General features: G+C 64.5%; 17 protein-coding genes. 3 read left to right on the forward strand and 14 right to left on the reverse strand.

Features of this window, described 5'->3' with window-relative positions:
* Positions 1-46: 46 nt before the first annotated feature.
* The 5 genes from atpD to X756_RS160900 form a co-directional block, all read right to left on the reverse strand.
* On the reverse strand, positions 47-1618 hold the full coding sequence (gene atpD / locus X756_RS160920) for a F0F1 ATP synthase subunit beta (RefSeq protein WP_023668673.1): 1572 nt from the start codon (positions 1616-1618) through the stop codon (positions 47-49).
* A gap of 70 nt (positions 1619-1688) precedes the next feature.
* Positions 1689-2573 carry a F0F1 ATP synthase subunit gamma gene (locus tag X756_RS160915; RefSeq protein WP_023728686.1) on the reverse strand — a complete coding sequence of 295 codons (885 nt, stop codon included), beginning with the start codon at positions 2571-2573 and terminating at the stop codon, positions 1689-1691.
* Between the two features lie 34 nt (positions 2574-2607).
* The gene (gene atpA, locus X756_RS160910; protein ID WP_023684101.1) at positions 2608-4137 is read right to left on the reverse strand and encodes a F0F1 ATP synthase subunit alpha; all 1530 of its coding nucleotides are present in this window, start codon (positions 4135-4137) and stop codon (positions 2608-2610) included.
* A complete protein-coding gene (locus tag X756_RS160905) occupies positions 4137-4697 on the reverse strand; it encodes a F0F1 ATP synthase subunit delta (protein ID WP_023688887.1) in 561 nt (186 codons plus the stop codon). Before X756_RS160905 ends, atpA begins: the two co-directional genes overlap by 1 nt.
* Positions 4698-4943: 246 nt before the next feature.
* Positions 4944-5339, reverse strand: coding sequence for a DUF4345 family protein (locus tag X756_RS160900; RefSeq protein ID WP_023712021.1), 396 nt, complete (start codon positions 5337-5339; stop codon positions 4944-4946).
* A 138-nt stretch (positions 5340-5477) separates the two neighbouring features.
* Here X756_RS160900 and X756_RS160895 point away from each other — a divergent pair, with 138 nt between their 5' ends.
* The gene (locus tag X756_RS160895) at positions 5478-5666 is read left to right on the forward strand and encodes a hypothetical protein (RefSeq protein WP_023728687.1); all 189 of its coding nucleotides are present in this window, start codon (positions 5478-5480) and stop codon (positions 5664-5666) included.
* A 16-nt stretch (positions 5667-5682) separates the two neighbouring features.
* Here the strand turns inward: X756_RS160895 and X756_RS160890 are convergent, their stop codons facing one another.
* From X756_RS160890 to X756_RS160870, 5 genes are all read right to left on the reverse strand, one after another.
* The gene (locus tag X756_RS160890; RefSeq protein WP_023726135.1) at positions 5683-6378 is read right to left on the reverse strand and encodes an aspartate/glutamate racemase family protein; all 696 of its coding nucleotides are present in this window, start codon (positions 6376-6378) and stop codon (positions 5683-5685) included.
* Between the two features lie 110 nt (positions 6379-6488).
* Positions 6489-7823, reverse strand: a complete 1335-nt coding sequence (locus X756_RS160885; RefSeq protein WP_023728688.1) for a SidA/IucD/PvdA family monooxygenase — start codon at positions 7821-7823, stop codon at positions 6489-6491.
* Entirely contained in the window at positions 7820-9640 is a 1821-nt protein-coding gene (locus X756_RS160880; protein WP_050589212.1) for an IucA/IucC family siderophore biosynthesis protein, read from the reverse strand. Before X756_RS160880 ends, X756_RS160885 begins: the two co-directional genes overlap by 4 nt.
* Positions 9637-10701 (reverse strand): GNAT family N-acetyltransferase, encoded by a 1065-nt coding sequence (locus X756_RS160875; RefSeq protein WP_023728690.1) that lies wholly within the window; start codon positions 10699-10701, stop codon positions 9637-9639. The genes X756_RS160880 and X756_RS160875 overlap by 4 nt, the downstream gene beginning before the upstream one ends.
* Positions 10698-12485: an IucA/IucC family protein gene (locus tag X756_RS160870; RefSeq protein ID WP_031237796.1), complete on the reverse strand. Its 1788-nt coding sequence runs from the start codon at positions 12483-12485 to the stop codon at positions 10698-10700. The genes X756_RS160875 and X756_RS160870 overlap by 4 nt, the downstream gene beginning before the upstream one ends.
* Before the next feature lie 121 nt (positions 12486-12606).
* Between X756_RS160870 and X756_RS160865 the strand changes: the two genes are divergently transcribed.
* On the forward strand, positions 12607-13773 hold the full coding sequence (locus X756_RS160865) for an MFS transporter (RefSeq protein ID WP_023728692.1): 1167 nt from the start codon (positions 12607-12609) through the stop codon (positions 13771-13773).
* A gap of 11 nt (positions 13774-13784) precedes the next feature.
* On the opposite strand, the gene X756_RS160860 is transcribed toward X756_RS160865, so the two are convergent.
* The 4 genes from X756_RS160860 to X756_RS160845 form a co-directional block, all read right to left on the reverse strand.
* Positions 13785-15068, reverse strand: coding sequence for an MFS transporter (locus tag X756_RS160860; RefSeq protein ID WP_023728693.1), 1284 nt, complete (start codon positions 15066-15068; stop codon positions 13785-13787).
* Positions 15065-15439 carry a hypothetical protein gene (locus X756_RS160855; protein WP_155923829.1) on the reverse strand — a complete coding sequence of 125 codons (375 nt, stop codon included), beginning with the start codon at positions 15437-15439 and terminating at the stop codon, positions 15065-15067. The genes X756_RS160860 and X756_RS160855 overlap by 4 nt, the downstream gene beginning before the upstream one ends.
* Before the next feature lie 15 nt (positions 15440-15454).
* Complete coding sequence (locus tag X756_RS160850; protein WP_050589214.1) at positions 15455-17659, reverse strand: TonB-dependent receptor; 2205 nt, start codon at positions 17657-17659, stop codon at positions 15455-15457.
* Positions 17660-17939: 280 nt separating this feature from the next.
* Entirely contained in the window at positions 17940-20123 is a 2184-nt protein-coding gene (locus X756_RS160845; RefSeq protein ID WP_023728696.1) for a primosomal protein N', read from the reverse strand.
* A 90-nt stretch (positions 20124-20213) separates the two neighbouring features.
* On the opposite strand from X756_RS160845, the gene fsa reads away from it, so the two are divergent.
* Positions 20214-20870, forward strand: coding sequence for a fructose-6-phosphate aldolase (gene fsa / locus X756_RS160840; RefSeq protein WP_023698236.1), 657 nt, complete (start codon positions 20214-20216; stop codon positions 20868-20870).
* Positions 20871-20923 lie beyond the last annotated feature (53 nt).

Raw genomic sequence — 20923 nt, forward strand, 5'->3', positions numbered from 1 at the left:
CGGCCGCTATTCACTACTGACTACTGACTACTCCCTATTGCCTTGATTACGCTGCTTCAGCCGCCAGGCGCTGAGCCTTCTCGACCGCTTCGTCGATGCCGCCGACCATGTAGAAGGCGGCTTCCGGCAGGTGATCGTAGTCGCCGTTGCAGAGGCCCTTGAAGCCCTTGATTGTGTCGGCGAGGTCGACCAGCTTGCCCGGCGCACCCGTAAACACTTCGGCGACGAAGAACGGCTGCGACAGGAAGCGCTCGATCTTGCGGGCGCGGGCCACCGTCTGCTTGTCCTCTTCCGACAGCTCATCCATGCCAAGGATGGCGATAATGTCCTGCAGCGACTTGTAGCGCTGGAGGATCGACTGCACCTGGCGGGCGACGGCATAGTGCTCCTCGCCGACGACCAGCGGATCGAGCATGCGCGAGGTCGAGTCGAGCGGATCGACGGCGGGGTAGATGCCCTTTTCCGAGATCGCGCGGTTGAGCACGGTCGTCGCGTCCAGGTGGGCGAACGAGGTCGCAGGCGCCGGGTCGGTCAAATCGTCGGCCGGCACGTAGATCGCCTGCACCGAAGTGATCGAACCCTTGGTCGTTGTGGTGATGCGTTCCTGCAGCGCACCCATGTCGGTGGCCAGCGTTGGCTGGTAACCCACGGCCGAAGGAATACGGCCGAGCAGCGCCGACACTTCAGAACCGGCCTGCGTGAAGCGGAAGATGTTGTCGACGAAGAACAGCACGTCCTGGCCCTGGTCGCGGAAATATTCGGCGACCGTCAGGCCGGTCAGGCCGACGCGGGCACGCGCGCCCGGCGGCTCGTTCATCTGGCCATAGACCAGTGCCGCCTTGGAGCCTTCGCCGCCGCCCTTCTTGTTGACGCCGGACTCGATGAACTCGTGATAAAGATCGTTGCCCTCGCGGGTGCGCTCGCCGACGCCGGCGAAGACCGAGAAGCCGCCATGCGCCTTGGCGACGTTGTTGATCAGCTCCTGGATCAGAACCGTCTTGCCGACGCCGGCGCCGCCGAACAGGCCGATCTTGCCTCCGCGGGCGTAGGGCGCCAGAAGGTCGAGCACCTTGATGCCGGTGATCAGGATCTGCGCTTCCGTCGACTGTTCGACATAGGTAGGCGCCGGCTGGTGGATGGCGCGCATCTCGATGCCGTCGACCGGGCCTTCTTCGTCGACCGGCTCGCCGATGACGTTGATGATGCGGCCGAGCATGCCCGGGCCGACCGGAACGGTGATCGGCGCGCCGGTGTCATAGACGTCCTGGCCGCGAACCAGGCCTTCGGTGGAATCCATGGCGATGCAGCGCACGGTGTTTTCGCCCAGATGCTGGGCAACTTCGAGCACCAGGCGGTTGCCGACATTGGAGGTTTCGATGGCGTTCAAAATGGCCGGCAGATGATCGCCGAACTGCACGTCGACGACGGCGCCGATGACCTGGCGAACCTTGCCGATGGCGCCGGTCTTCTTGACGGCAACGCTCGTCGTCTTCGCTGCCGGGGCCGCGGCCTTGGCGGGCGCGGCCGCCTTCTTGGCCGGAGCGGCCTTCGCCGCTGCTGCCGGAGCCTTTGCGGCCGCCTTGGGGGCCGTCTTCGCGGGGGTCGCTGCTTTCGCCATCGTCTTTACCCTTCTCGTCCTTTGTTTCTCACGCTCCATCAGAAGGTCGATGACCTCCTGGCGGTCGCGCCTAGAGCGCTTCGGCGCCCGAAATGATTTCGATCAGTTCCTTGGTGATCTGCGCCTGCCGCTGGCGGTTATAGGTGATCGACAGTTTGTTGATCATGTCGCCGGCATTGCGCGTTGCATTGTCCATGGCGCTCATTTTGGCGCCCATCTCGCCGGCTGCGTTTTCGAGCAGCGCGCGGAAGACCTGGACCGAGATGTTGCGCGGAATGAGGTCGGTGAGGATCTCGCCCGGCTCCGGCTCGTATTCGTAGACGGCATTGCCACCGGCGGTCGCTTCGGCGGGAGCCGAAGCCACGCCGGCAGGAATGATCTGCTGCGCGGTCGGAATCTGGCTGATCACCGACTTGAACTGCGAATAAAACAGCGTGCAGATATCGAAGCCGCCTTCGCCGAACAGATGGATGATCTTACGGGCGATCGCATCGGCATCGACGAAGCCGAGCTTCTTGACATCGCGCAGGTCGACGCGGTCGATAATCAGCGAGGCATAGTCTCGGCGCAGAATGTCGAAACCCTTCTTGCCGACGCATATGATCTTGACCTGCTTGCCGTCGGCCAGAAGCCGGCGGATATGGTCGCGGGCCAGACGTGCGATCTGCGAGTTGAAGCCGCCGCACAGGCCGCGCTCGGCCGTGCAGACGACGAGCAGATGCACATCGTCCTTGCCGGTGCCGGTCATCAGCGCCGGGGCATCGCCGCCGCCGCCGATCGCCTGCGTGATATTGGCCAGCACCGCACCCATCCGCTCGGAATAGGGACGCGCCGCCTCCGCTGCTTCCTGCGCGCGACGCAGCTTCGCCGCGGCGACCATCTGCATCGCCTTGGTGATCTTCTGCGTCGCCTTGACCGAGGCGATACGGTTACGAAGGTCTTTTAATGAAGGCATGCTTCAAACCTGATCCCGAGCGTCCGGCTTCTTCTCAAGCGAAGGTCTTGGCGAAGGCGTCGATCTCGGCCTTCAGCTTGGCGCGCAGATCGTCCGACAGCGCCTTTTCCTTGCGGATGCCGTCCAGCACGTCCTTGCCGGCCGAGCGCATATGGCTGAGCAGGCCGTGCTCGAACTTGCCGACCTGGTTCAGCGCCAGCTTGTCGAGATAGCCGTTGACGCCGGCGAAGATCACCGTGACCTGCTCCTCGACCTTGAGCGGCGAGAACTGCGGCTGCTTCAACAGTTCGGTCAGGCGCGAGCCGCGGTTGAGCAGGCGCTGCGTGGCGGCGTCGAGATCGGAGCCGAACTGCGCGAACGCAGCCATTTCGCGGTACTGCGCGAGCTCGCCCTTGATCGAGCCGGCGACCTGCTTCATCGCCTTGATTTGCGCCGACGAACCGACGCGCGACACCGACAGGCCGACGTTGACCGCCGGACGGATGCCCTGGAAGAACAGGTTGGTTTCGAGGAAGATCTGGCCGTCGGTGATCGAGATCACGTTGGTCGGGATGTAGGCCGACACGTCGTTGGCCTGCGTCTCGATGATCGGCAGCGCGGTCAGCGAACCGCCGCCCAGATCGTCGTTGAGCTTGGCGGCGCGCTCGAGCAGGCGCGAATGCAGGTAGAACACGTCGCCCGGATAGGCTTCGCGACCCGGCGGGCGGCGCAGCAAGAGCGACATCTGGCGATAGGCGACGGCCTGCTTCGACAGATCGTCATAGCTGATCAGCGCATGCATGCCGTTGTCGCGGAAATATTCGCCCATGGTGGCGCCGGTGAACGGCGCCAGGAACTGCATCGGCGCCGGATCGGAAGCTGTGGCGGCGACGATGATCGAATATTCAAGGGCGCCGCGCTCTTCGAGAACCTTCACGAACTGCGCGACCGTCGAGCGCTTCTGCCCGATGGCGACGTAGACGCAGTAGAGCTTTTCCTTTTCCGGCCCGTTGTCGTGCACGGCCTTCTGGTTGAGCATCGTGTCGAGGATGATCGCGGTCTTGCCGGTCTGGCGATCGCCGATGACCAGCTCGCGCTGGCCGCGGCCAACGGGGATCAGCGCATCGATGGCCTTGAGGCCGGTCGACATCGGCTCGTTGACCGACTTGCGCGGGATGATGCCTGGCGCCTTGACGTCGACGCGCTTGCGTTCGGTCGCCTTGATCGGGCCCTTGCCGTCGATCGGATTGCCGAGCGCGTCGACGACGCGGCCGAGCAGGCCCATGCCGACAGGCGTATCGACGATGGCGCCGGTGCGTTTGACGATGTCGCCTTCCTTGATGTCGCGGTCGGCGCCGAAGATGACGACGCCGACATTGTCGGCTTCGAGGTTGAGCGCCATGCCGCGGATGCCGCCGGGGAATTCGACCATTTCGCCGGCCTGGACATTGTCGAGGCCGTAGACGCGAGCGATACCGTCACCGACGGACAGCACCTGGCCGACTTCGGAGACCTCGGCCTCCTTGCCGAAATTCTTGATCTGGTCTTTGAGAATTGCGGAAATTTCCGCGGCGCGGATGTCCATCAGCCGACCTCTTTCAGTGCAAGCTTGAGCGAATTGAGTTTGGTTTTGAGCGACGTATCGATCTGGCGCGAGCCCATCTTGACCACCAGCCCGCCGAGCAGCGACGGATCGACGGTAACAGTGATGGCCACGTCCTTGCCGGCGACGCCTTTCAGCGCGGCCTTGAGTTCGGTCTGCTGGGCAGCCGTCAGTTCATGCGCCGAAGTGACCTCGGCTGATGTCTCACCGCGCTGTTCGGCGGCGATCTTGCGAAAAGCCTTGATCATGCCGGGCACCGCGAAGAGCCGGCGGTTGCGGGCGACGACGCGCAGGAAATTGCCGGTCAGGCCAGTGATGCCGGCCTTGTCGGCGATCGACGCGATTGCCTTGGCCTGGTCCTCGCTGGAGAACACCGGGCTGTTGATGAGGCGCGTCAGGTCGGCGCTGTCATCCAGCATCCTGGCGAAACTGTCGAGGTCGGCCTCGACCTTGGCCACCGAATTCGACTGCCGCGCAAGTTCGAACAGCGAACCCGCGTAGCGTTCTGCGACACCCGAGATTGGCGATGACGATTGAGCCACGGACCGTCTTTTCTCTTGTCTGAGGGGCCGCAGATTGTTGGCGCGAGCAAAAACTCTGGCTAAATCTTTGACCTTACTAAGTTTTTCCAAGCACGGAGGCGCGGCTTCCGCTATCCCCGGCCGAAAGTCGATTGCCGTCTAGCACAGGCATTTTAAGACCGCAATGCGTCGTCCCGCATGCTTTTCGGGCACTATTGTCGCATCCGGCCGCAGAGTTCAACCGAAGCCTTTGGATTGGCTGCCGATTCAGGGCAGAAAGCCGAAGACGAAGGCAAGCGGCAACGCGGCCAGGACGAGTTCGACGACGATCGACGCCCAGTTGAAAGGCGTGTTGGCGCCGTCCGACATCATCGACAGCAAACGGCCAAAAGCGGTGAACAGCCAGGAAAAGCCGAGTGCCATATAGAGCCACGGCTGCGCCAACAGAATGCAGCACAGGCTGACGCCGAGATAGAAGCCCGACATCCGGCCGCGCCCTTCCGCGATTGCCGCTGCCCTTTCGGGCCGGACCTGCAGCCGCAGAATCCGAAATGCCAGCCCTGGCGCGAGGAAAAACAGCAGACCGAGCGCCAAGGTGACGACGGCGCTGGACCAAGCCAGCCATTCGCCTTCGCTGGTCGGCCACGGAAACGCAAATTCCATCTTGCTTTCATCCCCTCACAGCAATGCCGGATGCATTGAATGTCGCTGCAAAAAGAAGTCAAGCGCGCGGCAGTTTTGGCGCGCAATTCGTGAAGGAGCGGAAGGCTGTTTAGGCCGCGCGCGCGTCCGGCCAGCATCGTGGCCAACCTGTATTGTCAGGCGACGCCTCCCTCCTATCTGCAGGACCGGTTTTGCACAGCCAAAGGCCCCGACACCGATCGCCTTTATTTCCTGACCGGGCACCTCAATCTGGCCGGCACGGAAGCAGATCGATGGAAGCTGAAAGTGGTCGGCAGCGGCAATGTCGCCGTGGCCGCCCAGCCCTGATCTCTGTTTTGGCCCTTCAGGGCAGCATGAATGCGACCGCCGCCTCGGCATGGATGCGCGTGGTGTCGAACACCGGAATGTCGAAATCGCGCTCGCCAATCAACATGGTGATCTCGGTGCAGCCCATGATGACGCCATCGATCTTCTCATCGCGTCGCAGACGGGCGACCTCGTCGATATAGGCCGCCTTCGATGCCGCGCTGACGATGCCCCGGCAGAGCTCGTCGTAGATTACCTGGTGCACCATGTCGCGCCCGGCCTGGTCCGGCACCACGGGCTGCAGCCCGTATTTCTCCGTCAGTCGGCCCTTGTAGAAATCCTGCTCCATGGTGAAGCGGGTCGCCAGCAGCGCCGGCCGCTTGACGCCGGCGCCCTTGACCGCGACGGCCGTGGCGTCGGCAATGTGGATAAGCGGGATCGACACCGCCGCCTGCACCCGGTCGGCGAGCTTGTGCATGGTGTTGGTGCAGATCAAAAGCCCCTCTGCGCCGCCCGCCTCCAGCTTGCGCGCCGCATCCGCCAGCAGCACGCCCGCACTGTCCCAGTCGCCATGATGCTGCCGGTCGGCGATTTCGGCGAAGTCGAAGGAATAGAGCAACAGCTTTGCCGAATGCAGCCCGCTCAGCCGCTCGCGCACGATCTCGTTGAGCAGGCGATAATAGATCGCCGTCGATTCCCAGCTCATGCCGCCGATGAGGCCAAGGGTTTTCATGCGCTGAGCCTCCAGCAGGACCGAACGATCTCTCTCACAGAAAAGCTTTACGGGTCGATGTCAACCTTAACGCGCGCCGTACCACGCTCTTCGGCCCGCCTCCACAAACATCACCGCGCGCCCGATTCGGTCATCCTCGCATTGGCGCCGAGATGATGCAGGCTTTGTGTCGTGTGCCTTGAACTCCAGGCAACCGGCGGATCGGGCAGATCGAGATCGAACTGTGCCCGCCCGAGCAGCGAATTGACGATCTTGGCGCTGCGCCAAGCCATCAGGCTGAGCTGCGGCTCGGCTATGCCATGGCTGAGCCGGCCGGCATTGAGCGCGTAGATCCGGCGGTCGTCGGGCCCGTCCCATTCGACCTCGAAGCTGGCGTTGAGCCTGTAATGACCGCGCTCGTCCAGCGCGATCCTGTTCATGAGCGGCGCCATGCAATCAGGAATGGCAAAGGCATAGCCGGTGGCCAGAACCACCGCATCGACGGTGCGCGTCTCGATGGCGCCGTCGAAGCCGTTGCGCATGATCAGCCGGTATTCGCTGCCTTCCCGCGTCACGTTCAGCACTTCGCGGTGCGGCGTCATGTTGACCGCCGTCGTTTCCTCCGAGAGGTGCCGCAGCGTGTAAAGCTGGCGATAGATCGCCTTCAGTGTGCTCGTCGATGCGCCGTCACCGGCAAGCAGTTGCTGTTCCAGGATCGTCTCACGCCGCCCTTGCGGCAGCCGATGGAAGCTTTCGACATAGCCCGGCGTGAAGAGTTCGTCGGTGAAAGGCGAGTCGTCCAGTGGCAGGAAATTCGGCCGCATCGAGATCCACTCGATTTCGCGGCCGGCGAAGCGGTCGGAGGAGATCAGATGCAGAAGCACTTCGGCGCCGCTCTGGCCACCGCCGATCACGGCGACACGCTGTCCGCTCAGGCGATCGAGGCGGTTGGCGGCCTGGGCGTTGTGGAAGCATTGATCGGAGGCCGCCGCCCGCGCCCAGGCGGGGATGTTGGGCACCAGCCCGACGGCAATGGCGAGATTGCGCGCGTTCACCTGCTCGCGGCCGATACGCAGCCTGAAATTCGTTCCGTCGAAGTCGATCCGGTCGACGGCGCTGGCGAAGCGCAGCGAAGACAAGTTCTCGCCGACCCATCCGAGATAGCGGGCGAATTCCGGCCGCGGGATGGCTGAGAAATCCGCGTTGAGGAATTCATAGAACCGCTTCTGCGCGACCAGATAGGACATGAACGACCATGGGCTGGTCGGATGCGTCGCGGTGACGAGATCCTTGAGGAAGGATGTCTGCAGTTCGACGCCCGGCAGCATCATGCCCGGGTGCCATTCGAGCCGCGTCGCCCGATCGAAGAAGCGCGCTTCGACGCCGTCCACCGCATCGAGATGGGCGGCGAGGCTGAGATTGAACGGCCCGACGCCGATGCCTGCGAGGTCAAGCGTATGGGTCATGGCGAACTCCTTATGGAGCTGGCTGGGCTGATGGGAGATCGCCGGGCTGACTCGGGGTTAAGCGGATTGTCGAGAGGTGTGCCAAGGTCGGGCAGAGGGCGTTCGCCGCTGTCGCCGTAGCCGATGGCGAAACGCACCTTGTTGATGGCGATGCGTGGGATCTTCGGAGCAAACAGATCGAAGAGCGCGAACCGTTCCGACAGCTCAGGGTTCTGCGCCTGGTAGCGCCGGATGGCGGCGGCCAGGATGGCGTAGAAAGTCCTCTCGTCGAAGCGGTCATAGGCGGCCAGCGCCTCGGATAGGAAGCGCAGAACGCTGACGATGTGTCCCGTTTGCAGATGCTGGAGAAGATGTGCCGGCGGCCGGCGCTTCAGCGTCGACAGGATTTTGGGGTCGAGGCCGGCCAGTTCGGGAAACGGCTGGTCGACGAGGTCGAGGTCGCCCTGGAAATCCTTGACCGCCACGCCGAGAGGCGCCGCTCCGTCGAGGATGATGGTGACGTTCTGGCCATGGGCGATGAAGCCGACGCCGTAACGGCACATGAAGTGGTAGAGCGGCACGAAGGCCGTGGAGAACAGGCGATCGAGCCATGCCTCCGGACCAAGGCCGGACTGCTCCATCAGGGCGCTGGCGATCGGCCTGCCATGGGCGTCGCGCTGCGGCAGGGCGCCCATCATCATCGGCCGCTGGCCCGCTGTCAGATCCTTTTCGGGGCTTTCGCGCCATATGGCGCCCAGCATCTCGCAAAACTGATAGGGCGCACCTTCAACGCCGGTATAGTGCGGATGCGGATAGAAGGCGCCGCCGACTTCCTTCAGCACCTTGACGTCCTTGAGCACCGGGTCCGCGGCCGCCACCGTGGCCAGCCAGCGCGACAGATCGGCGCCGATCGCCATGTATTTGCCCGGCACGCCGCGCCACGCTGACGTGTTGAGGACGGTCAGCGGCAGCTTGACATGCAGCGCCTCGGGCCGCGCCGCATTGGCAAGCGTGCGCAGCGACTGCAAGGGCAGGAACGGATCGCCGAACTGGCCAAGCGGCACCAGCCGGCCGGCGGCGATCTCGCTACCATATTGCGAGGCGATCATCGCCTGCCACTGCCAGGGGTGGACCGGCAGCAGCCTATGCGTCGATCGCGAGATCCCGGCGGCGCTGAAAGCCGCTTCGAGCCTTGCGCGCTCGTAGTCGCCGAGTGCGGCCTGCAGCAGCGCCTCTTCGTCGAGCCCGCAGTCAAGCGCCAGCAGGCAGCGATCGCTGGCGGCGGCAAGCCAGAAGAGCTGGAATGCGGTGGCCGATTCTGGCGCGTAGCGCTCGAAGTCGTCCCGTCCCCAGCCAAGCCGTCCCTTGTTGGCAGGGGCCTTCGGATGGCCGTCGAGCAATGCCTGCAACTCGGTATCCGGCAGCGCGGCTAGATCGGCGGCCGGTCGATTGCCGCGTGCCTTGGCGATCCGCATGTCGGCCATCAGCGTGTTGTAAAGCTCCTTCGCATAGGTGCAGAATGTTGCCGGCGACATGCCGAGCGTCTCGCGCGCGTCGGCGAAGAAGGCGACCGCATCGTCGACCGGCAGCTCGATGCCGGCGTCGCGAGTCAGCGTCTCCGGACGGACGGCGATCTGGCCCCACAGGCGCCGCGTCGCGGCAAAGCGATAGGTCACGCCGGGGCCGGGCGTCAGCTCCCATCGGCCGGGCGAAAGCTCGCGCGGCGACAGGCACTCCTCGAAGGTCAGTTCGGAAATGGCCTTGGCGACGGCGTCGCGGTTGATCGCGGCCCAGCGTGTCGCCTCCCCCGCTTTGGCAATCGGTTGCTGCACCGTCACAGCGGCACCTCGCGGAAGAAGCGCTGGCGTTCGCAGCAGACCAGCGCCGCGCGCTTGTGCGGGAAGTCGAACTCCTTGACTTTGTCGTAGGCGGCGCCGGCGCAATAGCTCAGCATCTTCTGGTGCGCGGCGCGTGGCTCGCCGACGACGCGCTGCGTGCGCGGCTCGTCGAGGAACAGATAGTGGGTGACGGAGCGGAACAGTGACAGCGTCTTCGGCCGGCCGAGATGGCGCATATTGCCGATCAGCCCATGCCAGCCGCGGTCCCAGTCGAGCGGCTCATAATAGGGCCCGAGCCGGTCCTCCTTGGCCCAGTAGAACTCGAAATAGCCGGTCGGCTCGCCGTCGAAGCTGGCGATGACGCCGAAAATATGCGGATCGCTTTCCTGCTCGGCGAGATATTTGTCGAGATCCTCATGGCTCTGGGCAAGTTCCCAGAAGAAGGCGACGCGGCCATCGTTCATCCAGCGATGGAAGAGGTCGAGATCGGTCCGGCGGTCGATCGGCCGCAGCGACACGGTGAGGCCGATTTCCGGAATCCAGCGTTCGTACATCGGGCCGCAGGGGCGCGGTTGGCGCAATGGCGGCAGCCGGTCTTCCGGGCCGATAGCGGTCGTCAATGCCGGATAGGTGACATGCGAGGCCTGGCTGCGCCACAGCAGCGGCAGCTGGCGCAGGACCGAGCGATGGATGACGGCGCATTCCGGTTCACCCGGAACCGTCTCGGTGGCCAGCGCCGAAACCGGCCACAGCGTCTTGGCCGCCGGCAGGAAGGCGCAGTCGAAGGAAGGATGCAGGCGCAGCACGGCGTCGACGAGACCTGCCAGGATTTGCGGTTGGTCGAGGCGGCCGCCAATGAACGCGACATCGTCGATGAGCAGGCGGCCATCCGCGTCGGAGATGCGGGCCTGTCCCACCGCTGTTCCCTCAGCGTTGACCAGGCTGACATGGCCATCTCCGGCACAAATGGCGAGCGGCTCCGCGGCCGAGGCCAGATGCTGCCATCCTTCGTTGCCGGCGACGGTGGCGGGTGACCAGTTTTTCGCAGCCTCGATGTTCATGCGTATTCTCTCACATGCAGGGGGTTCGGAAGCTCGACGTAACCTGCCAGCGGGTCGGTCACTTCGGTGTTCTCATTGATGTCGCGCAGCGCGATCAGGAAATTGCCCTTGGCGGCGAGCGTCGGCGCGTTGAGCAAATAGTCGACGCAGGACCGGTCAGCCATCGGCGTGGCGGCCAGCCGCTCGAGCGAGCGGCGGAATATCGCCAGCAGATCGTCTTCGTTGGTGAGGCCAGCGGCGGCAAGGGCTGCGACGGCGGCGAAAGCGCCATTGACGACCAGATAGTAGCCGAACAGCTTCGCGGCCGCTTCCGCTGGGAAGACATGATCGCCCGCCTGACCAGCCTCGGGCACGAATTCGCGCAGCCTGGGCAGGAATTCCTCGACATAACCGGTGCCCTGGCAGTCGCGAAAATAGAGCGCATTCGGCCAGCCGCCGGCGAGGCCGACGACGAGGTTCTGCTGATGGGCGCCGAACAGCAGGCCGAATTCCGAGAAGGCAACGATAAACGGCTCGATGGCGGCATGAAGGAAACGCTCGAACCACAAACGCGCCGTTTCCTCGACAGGTCGCTTCTCGTCGCGGGCGATGCGGCGGACCAGGTCGGACAGATGGCTTTCGGTACGGCCGGGATGGCGCTCGCAAAGCGCGCCGAGAACGGCAGCCCGCGGACTTCCCATGCCGCGAAACGGGTTTTCGCGAAACGAGACAATGGTATCCGTCATCAGCCGGCCGTCTTCGTCACGCAGGCCGAACCAGGCGGGCTCACCTAGCACCGTCATGGTCGGGCAGCGGCTCTGCAAGGCGCCGCCGAGCTTGCCCTTGACCAGCCGGTGCACCGAAAGGCCGCGCCGGCACTCATGCTCCTCGACGATGCGCCTGGAATTAGTCAGGCGCAGGCTGAGCGAGAATTTCAGCATCCACTCGGCTTCAGCTGAATGAACCGTGCGCAGCGAGGTCGTGGCCCGCCACGCTGGTCCGCCGAGCCCAACATCGACGATACGGCCGGCGCAAAACAGGCGCTCGACGCGGTCTTCCAGCATGAGCCGTACGGCCTGCCACGGATGCATCGGAACGAGAACCTTGCCCTGTTGCTTGCCAGCCCGAGCAAGCAGCTGCGGATCGCTGGCGGCAAGCCCGCGGACCATCTCGGTGACATCTAGCGGCTCGACGCTGCCCCCAGTGAGGATGGTCGGGTCGACGGCCCACCAGCGCAGTTTGAACGCATTGCAGTATTCATGCCCGAAGCGCGCGGAATCCGTGTGCGTGAACTCTTCGCGACTCATCGGCGCCGGATGCACGGCATGGCCGAAGCGCAGGGCGCTTTCGGCATCGATGAAATCAGGATCGCCTTCGGAGAAGGGCCGCGACGATCCACGCGCCGCAGTCGCGTCAGCGATTGCGGCGATGCTGGCCAGGCTGCGGCGCAGGAAGGTCAGTCGGCTTTTCGCTGTCGCCCGGCCGGCAATGTCAGGCTCCGCCAGGATCAGCGCCAAAAGACTGAAAAGGTCGATCTCGGACGCCTCGCCATCGGCCCCCTCGCTACTAATATCGAGGCGCCAGAGCGGCATCGCGAAATCGTGGTAACCAACCTTCGAGCGATGCCGCGCCTCGACGAGCACCGCCGCGCGCGAGGCAGGGAAATTCAGACGCAGCACGGCCGCCTGCGGCCGAAACAGCCCGGTTTGGCTGGCGTCGACGAATTCCCAGCCATCCCATTCCCGCAGCAACGCGTTGAGGAACGGGCTTAATGCAGAGGAAGATTCTGGCTTTACTTGTTCCATGTGCATCCTCATAAATCCACACAATACTGTAGTATTATATATTATACGCTGTGGTTATTAGAACATTTCTGTTGATTATTTATTCTAACCAGGAAATAAGCTTCGCGTTATGACGACCAGTATGAAAAATCGATCTTCGCTTCTTCGCCGCCTGGCAATCGCGGTCTCGGCAATCGGCTTCGGCCAGTCGGCCTTCGTATCGCTCGTTCCCCTGGTGATGGAGCGGCTGAGGCTCGACACGTTTGCCATCGGCGCGGCAACTGCTGTCGGCGCGGCGGCCTTTCTGGTCGGCTCGCCGCTGTGGGGTCGCATGGGCGAGCGGCTTGGCCATGCCAGGCTGCTGCGCTTGCTCGGCCTCGCCATGCTGGCCGGCCAGGCGGTGTTCGCCATTCTGCTGATAGCCGGCACGGGAGCCGCGCTGGGCATCGCTTTGCTGATGCTTTCGCGAACCGTGTACGGTTTTGCCGCGTCCGGCGTCATGCCGACGGCGCAGGTCTGGGCCAGCCGCTCGGTTGCCGATGACAGGCGACAGGCCGCGCTGGGACTGCTTGGCGCCGGCGTCAGCATGGGGCGGCTGGCCGGCGCGCTGGCGGCAACGGCTGCCGTCCTGTCGCCGCTGCTGCCGCCCATCCTGTTCCTGTTCAGCCCGCTGTTGCTGTGGCTCGCGCGGGGCAAAGGGGAAGCCGGCGGACGGACCGACGGCAGGGCGGCCGACGTCGGCCGTGGAATATCGCCCTTCGATCGCCGCGCTCTGCCTTGCCTGGCGATGGGCTTGTGCCTGACGCTCGGCTTCGGACAGGTGCAGATGATGCTCGGCCCGATGACCCAGCAGCGTTTTGGCCTTGGTGCGACGCAGGCCACGACGTTGACCGGCCTGGCCCTGATGCTGGTCGCCGTCGTCATGGTTCTGGTCCAGGGACTGCTCATGGCGCGCCTGCGGCTGGCGGAGCGCAACAGCGTCGTCGTCGGCTGTCTCATGGTTTGCGTCGGCATGACGGCGCTGGCCGTCACGGCCAGCCATGTTGCCTCGGCAGCGTCTCTGGTGGTGGCGGCGGCCGGCATTGCCCTGGCGACACCCGGCTACACCGCCTGGCTGATGAAGCGCCTGGAGCCCGGCGAGCAGGGCGCGGCGGCCGGCTGGCTCACCAGCACCCATGTGCTCGGCCAGAGCATCGGCGCATTGGCCGGCGGCTTCGCCTTCACGCTCTGGCCCTTTGCGCCGCTGGCCGGCTGCGCGGCGCTGGCTCTGGCCGCCGCCGGTCTTGCAGCCATGGTTCATAAGCACTAGCGAACCCGCGCTCATTCGGCGACCTCCGGCAGCGGCATCGGCGTTCCTGGCTGGGTCTTTGCGGCATCGGCGAAATGAGCATTCAGCATGCGATAGGTCGCCACCACGGCGATGCCCGACAGCACTGTCGCCAGGGTGAACAACGCGGAGTAGCCGAGCATGTCGGCAAGGCGGCCGGCAAGCATGGAGCCGACGAGGTAGACGATGAGCTGGGCGCAGGACAGGATGGTGAAATCGGTGCCGGGTTGGTCCGACGACGTGACGGACATGAACAGGCTGTAGAGCGCCACGATCTCCATGTAGCGCACCAGCGTCTGCAGGAACGACGCGCCGAAGATCGGCCAGAAGCCGGCGATAGCGCCGAAAGCGTGCAGCGCGAAGATCAGGAAGCAGATGGTTCGCAGCGCGCCGAGCAGGCCGAGCACCGAGGCGGCGCCCCTGTTGTGCAGCAGCCGCGCCGCCAGCGCCGAGCCGCCGAGCCCGACGGTGAGCGCGGCACCGCCCGAGAGATAACCGATGATATCGAGCGGCACGCCGGCATCGACGAGATAGGAGCCTTCCATCGACTTCACCAGCCCCTCGCTGGCGCGGTAGATGAGCGCGATCCACAGGATCTGGCGTGCCTCCGGCCGGCGCAGAAAGCGCAGGATCGAGGGGCGGTCGATGGCCGCCTGCGGCGCGCTGGCGACGGGATCGGTCTCGCGCATGGCGAAGGCGGCGACCAGCGGGATGATGGACAGCGCGGCCACCATGGCCACCATGGTTTGCCAGCCGGCATGATGATAAGCCAACAGGCCGAGCGTGCCGCCGAGAACGACGCCGAGCGCGACGGCGCCGCCCTGGATCGCATTGCCGATCGGCCTGTCCTTCGGGTCGAGATATTTGGCCGCGTAGCCGTCGGTGGCGATGTCCTGGGTCGACATCAACAGGCTCACGACAAGGCCGACGGCAAAGATACCGGCGACATCGGTCGGCTCGATCCAAAGCATGGCGGCGATGCCGGCGATGACGCCGATCTGGGTGATGATGACCCAGCCGGCGCGATGGGCGCGGGCCATTGGCCGAAAGCGGTCGACCAGCGGCGCCCATAGGAATTTCAGCACCAGCGGCAGCATCAGCAGCGCCATCAAGCCAATGGCGGTGCGCGACACGCCCTGCTCGCGCAGGATCGGCGGGATCGCCGCGGCAAACAGATAGCTCGGGATGGCCTGCGCCAGATAAAGGCAGGCGAGAACGACGAAAAGCCGCAGGCGCGAAAGCCCGGCGGGCGCCGGCCGGTCTGCGTCGGCGCTCATTTGACATAGTCCTTCGGTGCGTAACCGTTCAGGAAGGCGCCGGCCTCCGCCCGGCTGCGGGTGACGAGCACTGGAAAGCCGAACAGGCTTTGCCAGACGCGCTGCATGTTCTCGTCGGCGGCGGGGCGCACCAGCGCACAGGCGCGGCAGGCTTTTTCGAGCTGCTCGCGTTCCGCCTTGTACCAGAGGTTTTGCGCCTTGCGCTGGGCGTCGCTCAGCGCGATCTCGATGCGGATATCGACCAGGAGCACGAACGGCTCCCGTTCCTGCGAAAGGCGGCCGAGCGCCTCGATATAGCGCGCGCCATCCGCCGGATCGGCTGGCGCTTCTGCCAGCAGCGAGACCAATGCACCGTTTCGTTGGAGAGACACCGCCACCGCCGCCCCTCAGAATGTGATCTGGTAGGACAACGCAACCGAACGTCCCAGACCCGGAACGTCGGCGCCGCGGGTCGCCGATGCGGAAGGGTTGATGTAGTAGGTGTCGAACACATTGCGCACGGCAAGGTTCAGCACGCTTTCATTGCCGAACGTCTTCGAGACGGCGAGATTGACCAGTGCTGCACCGTCCAGTTCCTGGGTGGCGATGCGGTCGCGTCCGGAAAACAGCTCCAACTCGCTGCGCAGGGTCAGCTCGTTCTCGAAACGGGTGGTGAGATAGACCAGGCCCTTGTAGGTCGAGGGGACACGGTTGTTCGGCAGATACTCGTTCGCTTCGATGTGGCCGTCGCGATCCGCGTCGTATTTGCCTTCGACATAGCCGACCGATCCGCCCAGCGTGAACATGCCGCTGAGGTCTGCCTCGAGATTGGCTTCGACGCCCCAGATACGTTCCTTCTGCTGCGATACCCGGTTGTTGACGATGTCGTAGCTGACGCCGTTGTCCGAGGTCGACAGATAGGTGCTGACGCCGCCGCGATAGTCGCCCCAATCGCCGCGCAGACCGGCTTCCCAGGTGTTCACCAGCTGGGGTTCAGGCGCGATATCGGCATAGCTGATCGCGTAATCCGGCGCGTTGGTGCACGGCAGCAGCGGCCGGATGGCGGTGCCATAGGCGTCGCAGGTTTCGGCGTTGGAGTTCAACCCGGCCCGGCGGGTGAAGCCGCCAATGTCGGTCAGGCTGTAGCCTTGCGAGAAATTGCCGAAAAGCTGCATCCTTTCGGTCAGATCGTAGACGGCGCCGGCGTTGAAGGTGACGGCGTCGTAGTCGAACGAGCCGCCGGTCACCTGGATCGCCGGCAGGCCGATAATGTTGCGGCCGAGCAGAACGGCAGCGGCAGGCCGGGTGAAGTCTTCAACGTTGAGATAAAACTGGTCGTAGCGCGCGCCGCCGCTGATGCGAAAGCGATCCGTCACCGGAATTTCGCCCTGCGCAAACAAGGCAACCGAGTTCTGGGTCGTGGGCGAGATGGCGTCCTGGCCGTTGGTCAGCTGCTGATCGGTGGCATCGAAAACGTAGTCGGCGCCCCAGGTCAGTGTGCTGCCCTGAGTGATAAAGTCCATCGGCGTGTTGACGGTCAGGTTGACGCCGCCGCGCCGCGATTGCAGCGCCGTCTGGTTGAAGTCGGCGGTCGGGTCCGTACCCGGCGGCAGGATCACCGGCCGCGTCGGGTTCGTCGGTAAATACACCTGGCTGTTGACGGCCGAGAATTTGGTAAAGGGCGACTGCTTGAAGATGTCGTTGTAGAACGCCTTGACCTCGAGGTTTCCGAGCGCGAAGTCGCTGTCGGTGTATTTGGCGGTCAGATATTTCGAATCTTCCTTCAGCGGTTTGCCTTCATAGGGATCGCCGAAATCCGGGGAGACGGGATTGGTCGTGTAATCGGTGAACCAGTCCGGCTTCTGGTTGGCATAGGTCCACTCGACGCTGGCCTCGAAGCGCCTGGAATCGAACTGGTAGCCGGCCACGCCGAAGAGATTGCCCGTGCCGGTGCGGTCGCCGCCGCCTTGCCCAAGCATGGCGTCGGAAGCCACCTCGTTGCCGTGGCCGTCATAGGTGCGGCGCGACAGATCACCGGACGCCGAGAAGAAATAGTCGAAATCGCCTTTCTTGCCCTCGACCGAGACACTGGTGCTTGGCCCGGCCGACTTGCCGGGGTTTTCGGTGAAGGCGGTGACGCCGGTGCGCACCGTCACCTTCGGCTTGTCGCTGTCGCCGCGCTTGGTGATGAAGTTGATCGTGCCGCCGGTGGCGCCGGCGCCATAAAGGCTGGACGCGCCATTGATGACTTCGATGCGCTCGACCGAATTCAGGCCGATCATCGACAGGATGCGTGAGACGTCCCGCAGCGGTGTGTTGCGCGGCACACCGTCGACCATGATGAGAACGCTGCGCCCGCGGAAGGTTTCCGAAGCGCCGGAAATGGTCTGGTTGCGTGGCGCGTAGCCGGGGACGATGCGGCTGATCAGGGTCGCGGCGTCGATATTTTCCTGCGCGGCTTCCTCGACCTGTTCCTGTTCCACGACCTGGACAGACTGGGCGACGCTGGAAATCGACCTTTCATTGCGGCCGGTGACCAGTATCTGATCGAGCACGGTGGCTCCCTGCTGGTCCGTCGGAGCGGCTTCCTGGGCAAATGCCGCGCCTGCCATAATCGACGAACCCAAAGCCGATGACCAAAGAAGCGTACTGAAAAATCTGCGCATGCTGTCCCCATCCATGCCCTGGTCCCCAGCGCCAGAGCGGAAAGGCCCAGTTATAATTCATGATAAAACGAGTCAACATTTATTTTGTGGCTTTTCAAATCAGGATTAGTCAGCGAACGGATGGGAGCCGGGTACATGAACGGCGCGCATTTTAGCCGGCACTAAGATGCTGAGTTTTCTTGACAAACGGCTTACGGGCGGGCGGCGGCGGCGTCAGCCTTTGTGCTTACAAGAAGCTCTGCGGATCGATGTCGACCTGCACGCGGACCGAGCCGCGCTGCTTCGGCCCTTCGGCCAGCATGGTGCGGATGAAGCCTTGGATGTCGGCGCGCTTTTCACCCTGGATCAGCAAACGGAAACGATGGCGCCCACCGAGCAGCGACAGCGGCGCCTCGGCCGGACCGAGCACGAACAGGTCGCTGGCCTGGGGTGCTGCACGGCGCAGGCCGCGCGCGTGGCCTTCGGCCTCGGCCCGCGTCACCGCACTGACGATGACGCCGGCAAGCCTGCCGAAGGGCGGCAGGGCTGCCCGTTCGCGCTCAGTGATCTCGCGCTCGTAAAAGGCCTCGGCATCGCCCGAGACGATCGCCCGCATCACCGGATGGTCCGGCTGGAAAGTCTGCAGCAGGCCGAGGCTCTTCTTGCCGGTGCGGCCGGCGCGTCCAGTCACCTGGCTGAGCAATTGGAAGGTCCGTTCGGCGGCGCGCGGATCGCCATTGGCGAGGCCGAGATCGGCATCGACGACACCGACCAGCGTCATGTTGGGAAAGTTATGGCCCTTGGCGACCAGCTGCGTGCCGATGACGATGTCGGCCTCGCCATTGGCGATGGCCTCGAGCTCCAGCCGCAGCCGGCGCACCCCGCCCATCAAATCGGATGACAGGACGATCGTGCGCGCGTCGGGGAAATGCGCCACGACTTCTTCAGCTATCCGCTCGACGCCAGGCCCGCAGGCGACCAGATGGTCGAGCGTGCCGCATTCCGGACAAGCCTCCGGCCGCTTCTCATTGTGCCCGCAATGATGGCAGACGAGTTGGCCGCGAAAGCGGTGCTCGACCAGCCAGGCCGAACAGACCGGGCAGCCGAAGCGGTGGCCGCAGACACGGCACAGCGTCAGCGGCGCATAGCCGCGCCGGTTGAGGAACAGCAGCGACTGCTCCTTCTTCTCCAGCGTACGTTGCATCTGGTCGATCAGCAGCGGCGACAGAAAGCCGCCGCGGGCCGGCGGCGCGCGCCGCATGTCGATCGTCTTGAGATCGGGAAGCGCGGCTTCGGCAAAGCGCGCCGACAGCACCGCCCTGCTGTAGCGGCCCTGCTGCGCATTGACCCGGCTTTCGACCGATGGCGTCGCCGACGCCAGCACCACCGGGAAGCCGCTGATATGGCCGCGCACCACCGCCATGTCGCGGGCATTGTAGAAGACACGGTCCTCCTGCTTGTAGGCAGGGTCGTGCTCCTCGTCGACGACGATCAGCCCGAGCTCGCGGAACGGCAGGAACAGCGCCGAGCGTGCGCCGGCGACGACGCGCACGCCGCCTTCCGCCACCTGTCGCCAGACCTTTTCGCGCATTCGGGGCGGCAGGTCGGAATGCCATTCCGCCGGCTTGGCGCCGAAGCGCTGCTGAAAGCGTTCGAGGAAGGCATGCGTCAGCGCGATCTCCGGCAAAAGGATCAACACCTGCCTGCCCTGGTCGAGGGCTGCCGCCACCGCCTCGAAATAAACTTCCGTCTTGCCCGAGCCGGTGACGCCGTCGAGCAGCGTGACGTTGAAAGCAGCGGCCGTGACATTGGCGCGCAGCATGGCGGCCGCGTCTGCCTGGTCCGGCATCAGCTCCGGCATGGCGTAGGAAGGATCGGGCGCGGCGACCACCGGTCGAGGCGGGATCATCACCGTCTCGAACACGCCTTGCGCCTTGAGCCCCTCGACCACCGTCGACGACACGCCCGCCGCGTGCGCCAGGCCGGATCGCGTCCAGGCAAGCCCCCCTTCCGCCGTCTCCAGCACGCGCGTCCTGGCATCCGTCATCCGGTCGGGCATGACGAGGGTCCGCTGCAGGCCCTCGATCCATGGTTCGGGATCGAACGCCTCCGGCGCGCGCAACAGCATGCGCGCCACCATGCCGGGCGGCGACAGCGTGTACTGCGCCAGCCAGTCGACAAAGCGGCGCATGCCGCGGTCGATCGGCGGGCAGTCGAAGACCTGTTCGATCGGGCGCAGCTTTTTGGCGTCGATATTCTCGACCGCACCATCCCAGACGATGCCGGCAACCTGGCGCGGACCGAGCGGCACGCGCACGATCGAGCCCGGCACCACGCGCACGCCGGCAGGCACAGCGTAGGTGTAGGGCCGTTCGGCCGGCATCGGCACCAGCACCGGCGCGGCTGCGACAAAGGGCGAATCTTCGATCATCGGGCGTGACCTTGCCCCGACTTTGGTCTAGATCAAAGGGCAACCCCGAATGTGCATGGCATGCACATGGAAATCTTTCAGGAGACCCCCATGAAATTTTTTGTCGACACCGCTGACATCAAGGACATCAAGGAACTGAACGACCTGGGGCTGCTCGACGGCGTGACCACCAATCCCTCGCTGATCCTGAAATCCGGCGGTAAGATCGCCGAGGTCACCAAGCAGATCTGCGACATCGTCAGGGGCCCGGTTTCGGCCGAGGTTGTTGCGGTCGAATACAAGGACATGATGGCCGAGGCCAACATCCTGGCCAAGATCGCCGACAATGTCTGCATCAAGGTGCCGCTGACGCTCGACGGCCTGCGCGCCTGCAAGACGATCCGCACCGAGATGAACCGCATGGTCAATGTAACGCTGTGCTTCTCGGCCAACCAGGCGCTGCTGGCGGCCAAGGCCGGCGCCTCGTTCATCTCGCCCTTCGTCGGCCGCGTCGACGATACCGGCGCGGACGGCATGGAACTGATCCAGGAGATCCGGCAGATCTACGACAATTACGATTTCGACACCGAGATCCTCGTCGCTTCGGTTCGCACCGTGAACCACGTCAAGCAGGCAGCCCTGATCGGCGCCGATGTCGTTACCGCGCCGGCCGCGACGCTGAAGGCGCTGGTCAAGCACCCGTTGACCGACAAGGGCCTGGATCAGTTCGCTGCCGACTGGGCCAAGACCGGCCAGAAGATCGGCTGAGATCGGTTCGATACAAACGAAAAAAGGCCGGGAAACCGGCCTTTTTGTTGCGG

The sequence above is a fragment of the Mesorhizobium sp. LNJC405B00 genome, from assembly GCF_000502615.1.
Classification (GTDB): Bacteria; Pseudomonadota; Alphaproteobacteria; order Rhizobiales; family Rhizobiaceae; genus Mesorhizobium.

Bases quoted from the DNA above. Each gene is read 5' to 3' on its own strand.
- X756_RS160875 (WP_023728690.1), bottom strand. From the start codon at position 10,701: ATGAACATCGAGGCTGCGAAAAACTGGTCACCCGCCACCGTCGCCGGC.
- X756_RS160890 (WP_023726135.1), bottom strand. From the start codon at position 6,378: ATGAAAACCCTTGGCCTCATCGGCGGCATGAGCTGGGAATCGACGGCG.
- X756_RS160860 (WP_023728693.1), bottom strand. From the start codon at position 15,068: ATGAGCGCCGACGCAGACCGGCCGGCGCCCGCCGGGCTTTCGCGCCTG.
- atpA (WP_023684101.1), bottom strand. From the start codon at position 4,137: ATGGACATCCGCGCCGCGGAAATTTCCGCAATTCTCAAAGACCAGATC.
- X756_RS160900 (WP_023712021.1), bottom strand. From the start codon at position 5,339: ATGGAATTTGCGTTTCCGTGGCCGACCAGCGAAGGCGAATGGCTGGCT.
- X756_RS160870 (WP_031237796.1), bottom strand. From the start codon at position 12,485: ATGGAACAAGTAAAGCCAGAATCTTCCTCTGCATTAAGCCCGTTCCTC.
- X756_RS160885 (WP_023728688.1), bottom strand. From the start codon at position 7,823: ATGACCCATACGCTTGACCTCGCAGGCATCGGCGTCGGGCCGTTCAAT.
- atpD (WP_023668673.1), bottom strand. From the start codon at position 1,618: ATGGCGAAAGCAGCGACCCCCGCGAAGACGGCCCCCAAGGCGGCCGCA.
- X756_RS160865 (WP_023728692.1), top strand. From the start codon at position 12,607: ATGAAAAATCGATCTTCGCTTCTTCGCCGCCTGGCAATCGCGGTCTCG.
- X756_RS160915 (WP_023728686.1), bottom strand. From the start codon at position 2,573: ATGCCTTCATTAAAAGACCTTCGTAACCGTATCGCCTCGGTCAAGGCG.
- X756_RS160850 (WP_050589214.1), bottom strand. From the start codon at position 17,659: ATGGCAGGCGCGGCATTTGCCCAGGAAGCCGCTCCGACGGACCAGCAG.
- fsa (WP_023698236.1), top strand. From the start codon at position 20,214: ATGAAATTTTTTGTCGACACCGCTGACATCAAGGACATCAAGGAACTG.
- X756_RS160845 (WP_023728696.1), bottom strand. From the start codon at position 20,123: ATGATCGAAGATTCGCCCTTTGTCGCAGCCGCGCCGGTGCTGGTGCCG.